Raw genomic sequence first — 12,557 nt, 5'->3', positions numbered from 1 at the left:
CCCTACTGCTGCCTCCCGTAGGAGTCTGGGCCGTGTCTCAGTCCCAGTGTGGCCGATCACCCTCTCAGGTCGGCTACGCATCGTCGCCTTGGTGAGCCGTTACCTCACCAACTAGCTAATGCGCCGCGGGTCCATCTCTAAGTGATAGATTGCTCCATCTTTCTCGATTCGATCATGCGATCAAATCGCCTATCCGGTATTAGCATCCGTTTCCGAATGTTATCCCGGTCTTAAAGGCAGGTTACCCACGTGTTACTCACCCGTCCGCCGCTAACTTAATTGAAAGCAAGCTTTCAATTAAATCCGCTCGACTTGCATGTATTAGGCACGCCGCCAGCGTTCGTCCTGAGCCAGGATCAAACTCTCCAAATTGGTGTTTGACTTGCTCAATACTTAACTAGCTATTTTAAAACATTATCAGATCGACGTGATCCATTTGTTCAGTTTTCAAAGAACTTGTTTGTCACAATTTGTCGGTGACAAGAAAATATATTATCATCTTTCGTCGACCGTGTCAACAGCTTGTTTCACATTTCTTTATATCATAATGTGTCTCTTTTTGTTGATCCGTTGTGTCTCAGAAGCGACAAGAAATAATATATCATTTGTGAAATAAGAATGCAAGTTGTAAAAAATGACAAATTAATCGAGATAAGTTTTTTACAATAAAGATCATTCTTAAATTAATATGTCGACCTGCGCTATTCGTTCTACCTCAATAAAAAACGCCCGTGCTAATCCTGCACGGGCGCTCTTATAATTTAGATTTTATACAGAGGTTTCACCCAAGAGTCTCAATAACTCCGCTTCATCCTCAATAACAGTCACGCCTAGTTCACGCGCCTTGGTCAGTTTACTTCCAGCGCTCTCCCCTGCAATTACATAATCTGTTTTCTTCGACACACTTCCTGATATTTTGGCGCCGCATGCTTCAAGCTTCTTAGCAGCATCATCTCGCGACATAGTTGGCAGCGTTCCAGTGAGAACGACCGTTTTACCACTAAATACACTATCCTGTCTTACGACTGCCTGTTTTTCAGCTTCTGCTTTCACTCCAAGCTCAAGCATACGGGTAATGCTAGCTTGTATAATTGGATCATTGAAAAAGCCAACTATACTATCCGCAACAATGCCTCCGATATCAGAGAGAGTAATTAGCTCCTCTACCTGAGCATGCATAATCGCTTGAAGATCACCGTAATGCTCAGCTAGCATTTTTGTAGTTGCCTTACCCGTATTCGGTATTCCCAGAGCAAACAAAAACGCCGCTAAATCACGATCTTTTGACTTTTCAAAAGCATCAAGCAGCTTACGCGCCTTTTTTTCGCCGAATCGATCTAGCTTAATGAGATCCTCATACGTCAATGCATACAAATCAGCAGGATCACGAACTCCGCTGTCTGTATACAGTTGTTCTGCCGTCATAACGCTGAACGTATCAATATCCATCGCGTCACGAGAAGCGAAATGTGAAATCCGCCCTATAATCTGCGGCTGACAGCCCAGCTTATTATTACAGAATAAGTGAGCTCCCCGTTGTTCAAGCTCTGTGCCGCAAGAAGGACATACGGTAGGAAATACGATTTCTTCACCAGGCTCGTCATCTGCTTTACCTAATATCTCTGGAATTACGTCATTTGACCTTCTTATGATAACGAGGGCACCTAGTGCATTTTTCAGATTTTTACGTTCAATATCTCCAATATTATTAAGAGTACAGTTCTGAACCGTTACACCTGCAAGCTCCACCGCCTCTACACGAGCTACTGGCGTTATTTTACCTGTGCGTCCAACTTCCCACGATACCGATTCTAGCACTGTCGTTGTTTCTTCCGCCTCAAATTTAAACGCAACCGCCCATCGCGGAAACTTATCCGTGTAGCCCAAAGCCTCACGTGTTCGCATATCAACAACCTTCACAACCGCTCCATCGATTAAAAAATCCAACGTATCGCGCTGTTCGGTGACCTTTGATAGCTCCGCTTGTACTTCTTCAATCGTATCCATATATGAAACATAAGGATTTACTTTAAACTGATTATCCCGTAAAAACTGCTGCATCTCACGATGATCATTAAACGAAACTCCGTCAGCAAAACCGATATTATAGAAGAAAGCATTCAATTTGCGTTCTGCTGTCACCTTCGGATTTAAGTTGCGCAAGGCTCCAGCTGCTGCATTACGAGCGTTTTTTAACGGATCTACTGCGGTTTCGTTGTATTTTGCAAGTACGGATAACTGCATGATACCCTCACCCTGCACTTCGATAATGCCTTCTGTAAAAGGTATTGTTAGCGGTACTGAACGAATTGTACGCACCTGCTGTAAAATCCCTTCTCCGATTGCACCGTTGCCTCGAGTTGCCGCCTGAACTAATTGCCCATCGTCATACGTCAAATTTAATGTTAATCCATCAAATTTAAGCTCCACTACATAAGTTGGCTGGGGCAATGGCTCCTCATCCGGATGCTTTACGTTGTAATCAGCGATAGCTCTCAGCATACGTGTGTTCCATGCGAGCAAATCCTCGTCGTTCTGCGCTTTATCTAGACTCCACAAACGTGCGCGATGCCGATGCGGCTCAAAACCCTTCAACAACTCCCCGCCTACCCTATTGGTAGGCGACTCTGGCAAAGTTACTCCTGTGGAGGCTTCCAGAGCGATCAGTTCATCGTAGAGCTTGTCATATTCAACATCGTTTAGTTTAGGATCATCAAGCGTGTAATAGTAATAGTTATGCTCTTTAATGAGCGTTACTAGCTGTTGCATCCGTTCCAACTGAGCATTCACGGGAGGCTCCTCCTTCTAATCTTCAAAATAACTTATCCTAGTTACACTTTCGTAATCGGTGCAAAAGCCGCGAGCAATGGCTTAATTCCAACCGGAGCTGGAAAAGCGATATTAACCTGCATGTCCTTGCCTGTCCCCTTAACGGATACAACGACACCAATACCCCACTTGCCGTGCGAGACTCTGTCGCCGGCAGCAAAGGTTCCCGGCGCGGAATCACCCGCCGCGCCTGCCCCTTGAGCCGCCCGAGCGGCGTCCTGCATTGGCGTGCTCACCCGCACGCCACCTCTGCCGCCCATCGCGGCCGGGGTCGTTCCCCCCATACCTGGGGAACGACCTGCTGTACCGGGCGCGCCAGCTGGCGTGCGCCCTGCAATACCACGGCCCGCCGCGCTCTGTGCTGCGGCACCGCCGCTAGGGCCAGTTCCGCTGCGTCCGATTGCGCGGGAATAACCCCCGCCTCCGGACGAAACGCCTTCCCTCACTGCTTCTGGAATTTCCTGCAGGAATCGTGAAGGCATATTGCTGTTCGTACGTCCGAATAACGTCCGCATACGAGCGCAGGTCAAGTACAATCGCTTCTCTGCACGTGTAATTCCAACATAAGCGAGTCGCCTTTCTTCCTCAAGCTCTTCATTATCTGCAAGTGCGCGGCTATGAGGGAATACACTCTCCTCCATGCCGATGATGAACACAACAGGGAACTCGAGGCCCTTCGCGCTATGCATCGTCATCAGAGTGACGGCATCCTTATTCTTTTCCGCTTCTTCTTCATCCTTGTTCAATGAATCAATATCGGCAATCAACGCTAGATCAGTCAAAAATGCAACCAGCGTACGATCTTCATTACGTTTCTCGAAATCCATCGTCACCGACAGAAACTCATCAATATTTTCAAGACGAGCCTTCGACTCGAGTGTATTTTCTTGATGAAGCTCCATTCGATACTGTGACAGCTCCAACACCTTCTCAGTTAACTCCGTAACAGAAAGATACTCAACCATACGTGTTAAACTGTCGATAATGTCATAAAACTCACGCAGCAGCGTTCGTGTACGGCCATTCACTTCAACCTCACCGAGATCATTCAGCACGCGATAAATTGACGTACCTCGTCTGCCCGCTTCATCCGCCAGCTTCCCGACAGTCGTATCGCCAATGCCCCGCTTCGGCACATTGATAATTCGTACTAAACTAATATCATCATCCGGGTTAGAGATCAGCTTCAAATATCCGAGCAAGTCCTTAATCTCTTTACGATCATAGAACTTAACTCCTCCAACAATTTGATAAGGAATATCTGATTTAATAAGTATTTCCTCTATTACCCGTGACTGCGCGTTCGTCCGATATAAAATAGCATGATTAGCAAACTTGCGGCCTTGGTTTACACTTTTCCGAATTTCGCCTGTAACAAAATAACCCTCGTCATGCTCAGAATCTGCTTGATACAACGAAATGAGATCGCCAGCACCTTGATCGGTCCATAGTTTCTTAGGCTTCCTGCCTGTGTTTAACTTGATAACCGCATTTGCCGCATCAAGAATATTAGCCGTTGAACGATAATTTTGCTCCAACATAATCGTCCGCGCCTCAGGATAATCGCCTTCAAAATTCAAAATATTCGTAATATCAGCCCCGCGCCACCGATAAATAGACTGGTCGCTGTCACCTACTACACATATATTATGATGCTTATCCGCTAGCATGCGGGTTAGCATGTATTGTGCTCTGTTCGTATCCTGATACTCATCCACATGAATGTAACGGAACTTGTTCTGGTAAAACTCAAGTACCTCAGGCATTTCCTTAAATAATTGAATCGTCATCATAATCAAGTCGTCAAAATCAAGCGAGTTGTTGCTTCTAAGCTTCTTCTGGTACTTCGTAAATACTTGGGCAACAATGCCCTGAAAATAATCCCCAGCCTTTTGCTCAAATTGTTCCGGAGTAATGAGTTCATTTTTGGAACCGCTAATTGCAGCTTGCACGGCCTTTGGCTCGACTTTTTTTGTATCAATATTCAAATCCTTCATACAGTTACGAATAACTGATAGTTGGTCCGATGAATCCAATATAGAAAAGCTCGACGTAAATCCAATTCGATCAATATCTCTACGCAAAATACGTACACACATCGAGTGGAAGGTTGATACCCAAATATCCCGTCCTGATGGTCCAACTAGTGCACTTACCCGATCCTGCATTTCACGAGATGCTTTATTTGTAAACGTAATGGCCAAAATACTCCATGGGGCCACTCGCTTCTTTTCTATGATGTAAGCAATTCGATGCGTCAGTACGCGCGTCTTCCCACTGCCTGCTCCTGCCATAATAAGCAATGGGCCATCCGTTGCTTGAACGGCATCCCGCTGCGGCGGATTCAGCTTTTGCACCGCTTGATCGATGCTAATATGATTTAACATGCTCCGACTCCTTTGTTCCCATTTGTTCGCCTCTCCTCAGTGTAGACAACGACCCACCCTGTGTCAATTTACCCTTCAAAAAAAATCTTACCAAACTCCTTTCGTCGTCGTAAAACCTAAAACCATAAGCTACTATCACACCGTCCCACTTTTGCTTCTTTATCCCCTTTGCTCAGGAGTTTCTTATAGTCTTTCTACAACTTATATTGTATTTTATTCAACCGTTCTTACACATCCGCTCATCTTTCCGCCAATATCTTCAATAACAATCTTAACTGTACCTTCACTTCTACTTCCTCTTTTTTCACCTTTGCTTCATTATCCCCTCTGCTCAGGAGTTTCCTATAGTCTTTCTACAACATACATTGTATTTCAATCAACCGCTCTTACACATCCGCTCATCTTTCCGCCAATATCTTCAATAACAATCTTAACTGTACCTTCACTTCTACTTCCTCTTTTTTCACCTTTGCTTCATAATCCCCTTTGCTCAGGAAAATCAATGAGCCCTCAACATTTTGCAGGACACTCCTCCATTACATCTCCACTCAATTCCTTTACCCCCAAAATACCATGATCTTATTTCTCCGCTCTAGCCGCCAAAATTCCTTTGTTATTTAAAAAATTGATAGTCTGATATTCCGTACGGATATATCCCTATCGCTATCTTTTCAATTATTTTTAATCATGTAGTGATTGTATTCTAGCTAGCAAACAGACAATAGTCAGCACACCTGAGTTGACGGGATAGTTAAGCAAAGCCACTYAAACCTCCTTCACCTCATAAAATACGCAACCCTTCCTGAGCTGACGGGATAGTGGAGCAAAGCCACTCAAACCTCCTTCACCTCATAAAATACGCAACCCTTCCTGAGCTGACGGGATAGTGGAGCAAAGCCACTCAAACCTCCTTCACCTCACAAAATACGCAACCCTTCCTGAGCTGACGGGATAGTGAAGCAAAGCTGAGCTAATAAGTAATTGGAGCTAAGACACGTGTAATGCGGCAACTGAAATAGAGGTCTCTTTTCATAGTGCTTATAAATTAATCAGTTTGGATTAACTAGGAAGAGCAAGGGTATCATGGGTGCGGGTGCGGGTGCGGGTGCGGGTGTGGGTGCGGGTGCGGGTATGCATATCGGAGAGTGGTATTCTTTTAAAGACAAGGCGGATAAGGAATAGATGTAGAAAACGTGGCATCTCGGTAGAGGGTTACGTTTTATTGATGGCCCTCTCGATGTGCCACGCTTCTTTTGACTAAATATATTTGAACCCATGGAATATTATTTTGAGTTTTAACGAGTGATCTCTGTAACTTCTTTTACCGCAGACACGGTAGATAGCGCAGCTGCTAAATCGCTATAAATGACGTTGCCTACAACAACAGTATGGGCAGCTTCTGCTGCTTGACGAGCTTTATCTGCATTGTCGATGCCGCCGCCGTAGAAGATTTGAGCCTGAACAACAGCAGTTCTTGCCCGCTTCACAAGCTTCATATCGCCAAATGTCCCACTATATTCTAAATATATAACAGGAAGCCGCATCAGACGATCTGCCATTCGCACATGTGCGATGAGGTCTGCTTCACTTAACTCTGTCTGCGCCTCTGTTAATTTTGCAGCTGTTGCTTCATCGTTCAATATAATATAGCCTTGAGCCGCTGTTTCTTCCCATGGAACAAAAGACCCGTATTCCTTCAAGCCTTCGATTTGTCGGCCAATAATCCACTCTGCCTTGCTCGTATTCAGAACAAGTGGAACAAAGTATCCGTCAAAGCCAGGTACGGCACCCTCCATGGAGGAAACTTCGAGTGCGCATTCGACGGAATATCTGCGGATTCTCGCCATTAGATCCACTGTATTTTCAAAAGTAACTCCGCTGGAGCCTCCTACGATAACTGCATCTGTACCTGATGTACAGATAGCATCGAGTATCTCATCAGACAATTCTCGATCAGGATCGAGTTTAAAAACATGCTTCCAGCTGGAAAACCAAGTATTATTCATGTTTGATCACGCCTCGCTTTTTCACAAAAATCATAAATCTCATCCATGCTTTATCCTTCTATGCTATGCCAGCGCGAATAGCGTGTCAAACGGTTAGTCCTTAGTTATTTAGTTATTTCCGCTTAAGCTTTTCCTTTACTTCCTTCAGGAGTTCCTTATCACTATCTGTTTGGATGCTAATCCTATTTAAATAAACTAACGCCTCTGCAGGATCGCCATCTTCTTTTGTAATACCGTTATAAGCTAACCTAGCCAAAGCACGTAGTGCATAATCGTTATTCCCTTCTAACTTGTAGGATTCTATGGCTTGCTCGTACTCTCCATTAATAACCAACTTGTCACCTTCAAGCATACCTTCATCCGATACCGTAAATAAGGGAGCTGTATTAGTTGACATCGTGTAGTAACCGCTAGAGCTAGATATTATAAAACCATTGGCATCATACGCGTCAACAGACCAAATAAATTCGCCGCCAGGGAATACGGCTCCAAGTATTCCTGTATTCGATAAAACGACATCTCCTTCAGCATTAGTTGATTTACTTCCACCACGATTATATCCACGAAGCTCCTCTAATGTGTATTCCGCACTCGTCCCTTTATAATGCTCATCCGTTAAAGGAGCCGTACTCGACCCAAGTGTTTTGCCCTTTTTATTTCGATGGATTGTAGTAATAGATAACTCATAATAATCAGCACCAGGGTAGGGCAACCATTCAAAACGCAGTTTCTCTCCAGCTATCCGCTCTTTGTTTACAGGCGCTACTACTTCAACTTGCTGCACGAAATCAAAATTGTATTGCTCCGTTTTACCCGAATTGATATGGATGGTTTGCTTAGTGGATTGCGTTAAATAGTACCCACTTACTTCAGCCGGGGTTACACCTACCCCTACCTCATATTCGTTAGCATCTATATCGTAAAACCGATATAACCCCTGCTCATCTGTAATTGCTATGGGATAGCTCGAATATGGTGGTGAGCTCCAGCCGTTCTCATCCTTAGGGTGCAACACCACAAAAACGTCTGCAGCCGGTTTATTGCCAATCATGACTTTACCCGATACAGCAGCCTGCTTACCTGCAACCACTTTTCTTGTTTCAAGCATAGAACGAAAACTCTCCAGCTCTTCTTCGGAATAAAATGCATTTTTGGTGGCAATAAGCTCACTAATGAGAAGGTCTGCTTTATCCCATTGCTTATTCCATATATAAAGCTTTGCCAAGCTGAATTTCACTCCGCTAGTTGTATACGTGGCTTCCGGATATTTGTATAGCAGCTGCTCAAGCTCTGATATGCCACGAGCTCGTTCTTCGTAGGTTGAGTCTCCTCCTCCAGAGGAACTAAACGTGGGATATATAAATATCCTCTCATCTCCTGAATCAGTTGAATTTTCTGATGCATTCATCGCAATCTGATTAAATGCTAGTTGAGCATAAGCGTCTTTCGGAAACCATTTCAGCAGCACATCATATTTACCGGCGTTAAATAGCAGGGAGGGCAATGAAAAGTAACCAATCCATGCCATAATCAGCAGCAGCACTATCGAAAATAGTAATGTTTTTATTTTAATATGCATCACTTCATGCTCGACCACCCTTCAAGCAGCTGAGATTCATAATAAGTTCCCCCTACAAAAACGACTAGTGGATCATTCTCTGTATGTTGAACCTTTTTTTCTGTCGTTAAAACGGAGGACGGCTCCGATGTCATCCATTGCCAACCCAGTACGGGTGCGGCGATAAACATACAGATAACTAGCGCAACGGCAGGCCAAGGAATTCGTAGTTCACGGTTCCAAAAGGATACCGGCCGAGTTTTGTCCATGACAGCCATTTGCATTTGCTCATTAAATTGTATATCTGATAGTTCATTATCCAACTTGTTACGTAACCGTTTTTTGCTCGGCTTCGAATTCATCATGCCACCCCCCTTCCTCTAATTGATTGCGCAGCAGCTTACGCCCTCGCAGCAGTTTGCTTTTGATTGTGCCTTCCGGTTCTTGCAGCACATGGGAAATCTTATTGATGGTGAGGTCCTGATAATAATATAGAACGATGACTTCCCGGTATTTTAATGGGATCGATTCAACGGTTTGACGAAGCGACATAGCATCGACCCATTGCCCTGTACCTGGCTCTGATGTTTTAGAAGAGATGGTAAACGAGTTAATACTTTGCATGTTGGCCGCTGCCTCTTCATCCGTTATTTCACGAAAGAAAAGTCGTTTCCATGAAGCCAGCCTTATCTTACTGCGGCAGCGGTTAATCGTCATTTGCAGCAGCCACCCTCTTAAGCTGCCTTCACCACGAAATTGTTTAATTTTTTGAAAAGCTGTTATAAACACCTCTTGGCTCACATCTTCAGCAAGATGACGGTCCTTCAACAGCAACACAGCCGTTCGTATCAGATCGTTGCCGTATTGCTCCATCAGCCACTTGAGTGCGGAGCCGTCCCCACCCTTCAGTCGCTCAATCGCCTCTCGCTCCCCGCTCATCGTTTCACCTTCTTTCTACTACTCAGATGCGTTCAGGATGGAATATGGTTGCATTTGGTCATAAAAAAATACCGCCCTCCCTTTTGCAGAGAAGACGGCAACTCATAGCTGTTATTTATTTATGTCGGACAATATACGATATAAGTCATCTTAGATCTAAAATTGTCCTTACCATTGGTTCGTTGTTTATTTGTTAACCAGTTGCCCGCGCGTTACACCAAGCTGGTTAATAGCTTTCAAGCTGCGCCATACTTGCGTACCAGTAATACGACCATCTAGCGCATCACGGTAAAGTGATAGCACTTCTAGTACCTTCTCTGGTGTTTCTTCCAAAAACTCAACACGGAAGTTGGATACACCGAGTCCTACAAAGTTCCGAATATACTCCGCGCCTGATTGCTCAACTGCATTGTATACTGTATTCCGGCAACCTTCATCGACGCGCACGGGATGTGCCATGCCAATTCGATCCTGAAGGGATGCCCGTTTTTCTTCGCAAGGTCGTCCACAATTCGTAAAGTCAGTTCCTTCGCTCATAAACGTACAGTATACGCAATGCTCCGTATGGAACATCGGTAAATGCTGATGGATAACCATTTCCAGCATCGATGTATCTGAGTTCTCAAGTAAATCGACCATTTGCTGTATATTTAAGTCATAAGACGGCGTGATCAAATCAAGTCCAACCTCTGTAAAAAGGTTCACCGCTTTATGGTTCGCTACATTTAGAGAGAAATCCCCAATTAGTTTAGGGAACGGTTTGCCTTGATTAGCCGCTTTTGCACGCAAGTAATAATAGAGCGCTYCTGTGTTACGGACGAGTACTGCATCAGGCTGCAGCTTCAAAATATTTGCATGGTAGCCGTTCTCGTTAGGCATGTGGATACGTGGCGTTGCCAGTGCAATCGGCTTGCCCGCGGCACGTGCTGCAGCTACTGCTGCTGGAAACTGCTTAATGAACTCAAAATCGGCATATACGTATGATACATCTGTTTTCACTGCTGCTTCAACCTGTTCGAGGCTGCGGCATAGCGCTATCAGATTAGCATCCTTACCGCTGCGCGGTGACAAAATATCCTTTGGTGCTGCTCCATTATTATTAGAGCGCACACTAACCTCATGCTTTATATAAACAGGCGGCTTCGGACGTTCACCTGCCAGCTGTTCTACGGCTTCACGACGCAAACGGTTCAGCTCACGAATCGGTACGATCAAATCACCTTGCAGCTCCACTTCAAGCTTCTCTAGCTGATAAACCGTTCCACCAAGACGACCTAGCTGATCCTCCAGTAAAGCAGCATCCATCGGACGCTTCTGGGCTTGCTCTAATTCGAGTTCAGTAACAACCTCAACGGTCGTCCCCTTCTGAACATCTGTCCACCATGTGCGCATCGGTTGACCCAATGCACCAGTTACTCGAACGTGAAGCGGGAATACGCGATATGGCTTTTCCGTTTCAAATGACGCTCTTAGACGTTTATCCAACGCCGGATCGTTTGTCTTCCATACACGATCTCCGACATGTACCTTACGCAAATCAACATCGTTGCGGCCCGCTACTAGCTCAATGTACGTGCCTTCTTGTGCTTCGCCTTCGATCTTAACGCCCTGACGGCGAATATCATAGACGCGGCCGCCCTCTTCCTTCTTCGTCGGGTCACCTGCGTCAAACACAATGCCATCGCCGCGTTTAAGCGGCGCGTCGATGCGCAATGTAACAGCATCGCGCATAATGCGCTCTACTCTGCCGAGGAAGACTCCTCGGCTTTTCGGGAACGTTCCCTCAACAAGCATCTTGTTGTTCGTTCCCGACAGGAAACCATGCGTGAAGCCGCGCGAGAAGCTCTGCTGCAGCTCACGCACTTCTTCCACCGACGGCTTCGATAAGTCGCCGTCAAAATATTTATCGATCGCGCGTCTATACTTGCTCACGACATTCGCGACATACTCCGGACTTTTGAGACGTCCTTCGATTTTGAAAGACGTCACTCCCGCGTCGATTAGCTCGGGAATAATATCGATTGCCGCCAAATCCTTCGGCGACAACAAATACGCAATGTCTCCCATCGGCTGAACCTCGCCATCGACCATAAGATCATAAGGCAGCCGGCATGCTTGCGCGCATTCGCCTCGATTGGCAGAGCGTCCGCCCCACATTTCAGATGTGAGGCATTGACCGGAATACGACACGCACAGCGCGCCGTGCACAAAAACCTCCATCGGCAATTTAGCCTGAGCGCCGATCATACGAATTTGCTTCAGATTATTTTCCCGACCTAGCACCACTCGCTCCAAACCAAACGGCTTGGTGAACTCAACCGCTTCTGGCGATGTGATCGTCATTTGTGTCGAGCCGTGAATAGGGAAGTCCGGCGATAGCTCACGGATCAGCTTCACCAAGCCTAAATCCTGAACAATAACCGCATCTACACCTGCATCTATACACATCTCAATTAGCTTCTGAGCGTCTCTAAGCTCATCTTCAAATACGAGAATATTAAACGTCAGAAAACCTTTAACGCCATACGTATGAAGAAACGCCATAATCTCAGGTAGTTCTTCGCTGCGAAAGTTATTCGCACGTGCTCTAGCATTAAACTTTTCCACACCAAAAAATATCGCATCCGCACCGTTCGCTACAGCAGCACGCATACAATCCCAATCACCTGCTGGAGCCAGCAGTTCTATATCAGATCTAATTATTGTTTTTGTCATTTCTAAATCTCAATCCCTCTCATTTTGAAGCCTACTTCTATTAGTGTAACAAACAGACGTCTTCTATTCCACCACACATTACTACCAACATGGTAGCTTTCTTGAAAAAATATACTCTCCATG

At 45.4% G+C, this 12,557-nt stretch carries 7 protein-coding genes and 1 rRNA gene; all 8 read right to left on the bottom strand.

The features are described 5' to 3' along the window. Positions 1 to 372 (bottom strand): 16S ribosomal RNA (locus AC1DWN_RS07810); the annotation flags it as partial. A 396-nt stretch (positions 373 to 768) separates the two neighbouring features. Then, the gene (gene ligA, locus AC1DWN_RS07805) at positions 769 to 2,769 is read right to left on the bottom strand and encodes an NAD-dependent DNA ligase LigA (protein WP_477558336.1); all 2,001 of its coding nucleotides are present in this window, start codon (positions 2,767 to 2,769) and stop codon (positions 769 to 771) included. Positions 2,770 to 2,831: 62 nt separating this feature from the next. Then, positions 2,832 to 5,216 carry a DNA helicase PcrA gene (pcrA, locus tag AC1DWN_RS07800; RefSeq protein ID WP_477558334.1) on the bottom strand — a complete coding sequence of 795 codons (2,385 nt, stop codon included), beginning with the start codon at positions 5,214 to 5,216 and terminating at the stop codon, positions 2,832 to 2,834. 1,295 nt (positions 5,217 to 6,511) lie between these two features. After that, positions 6,512 to 7,222 (bottom strand): heptaprenylglyceryl phosphate synthase, encoded by a 711-nt coding sequence (gene pcrB, locus AC1DWN_RS07795; RefSeq protein ID WP_477558333.1) that lies wholly within the window; start codon positions 7,220 to 7,222, stop codon positions 6,512 to 6,514. 112 nt (positions 7,223 to 7,334) lie between these two features. Continuing rightward, entirely contained in the window at positions 7,335 to 8,804 is a 1,470-nt protein-coding gene (locus AC1DWN_RS07790) for a hypothetical protein (protein WP_477558332.1), read from the bottom strand. Beyond that, positions 8,801 to 9,145 carry a hypothetical protein gene (locus AC1DWN_RS07785; RefSeq protein WP_477558331.1) on the bottom strand — a complete coding sequence of 115 codons (345 nt, stop codon included), beginning with the start codon at positions 9,143 to 9,145 and terminating at the stop codon, positions 8,801 to 8,803. Before AC1DWN_RS07785 ends, AC1DWN_RS07790 begins: the two co-directional genes overlap by 4 nt. Continuing rightward, complete coding sequence (locus AC1DWN_RS07780) at positions 9,108 to 9,719, bottom strand: sigma-70 family RNA polymerase sigma factor (protein WP_477558330.1); 612 nt, start codon at positions 9,717 to 9,719, stop codon at positions 9,108 to 9,110. The genes AC1DWN_RS07785 and AC1DWN_RS07780 overlap by 38 nt, the downstream gene beginning before the upstream one ends. Before the next feature lie 186 nt (positions 9,720 to 9,905). Continuing rightward, positions 9,906 to 12,434, bottom strand: coding sequence for a U32 family peptidase (locus AC1DWN_RS07775; protein ID WP_477558329.1), 2,529 nt, complete (start codon positions 12,432 to 12,434; stop codon positions 9,906 to 9,908). Between the last annotated feature and the right edge of the window lie 123 nt (positions 12,435 to 12,557).

It is taken from the genome of Paenibacillus sp. P4_A7 (genome assembly GCF_056402455.1).
Note: the sequence above shows the minus strand (reverse complement) of the source record. Positions and strands in the feature narration are given on the sequence as shown.

Coding starts and splice junctions, on each gene's coding strand:
- ligA (WP_477558336.1), bottom strand. CDS start 2,769: ATGCAACAGCTAGTAACGCTCATTAAAGAGCATAACTATTACTATTAC.
- pcrA (WP_477558334.1), bottom strand. CDS start 5,216: ATGTTAAATCATATTAGCATCGATCAAGCGGTGCAAAAGCTGAATCCG.
- pcrB (WP_477558333.1), bottom strand. CDS start 7,222: ATGAATAATACTTGGTTTTCCAGCTGGAAGCATGTTTTTAAACTCGAT.
- AC1DWN_RS07785 (WP_477558331.1), bottom strand. CDS start 9,145: ATGATGAATTCGAAGCCGAGCAAAAAACGGTTACGTAACAAGTTGGAT.
- AC1DWN_RS07780 (WP_477558330.1), bottom strand. CDS start 9,719: ATGAGCGGGGAGCGAGAGGCGATTGAGCGACTGAAGGGTGGGGACGGC.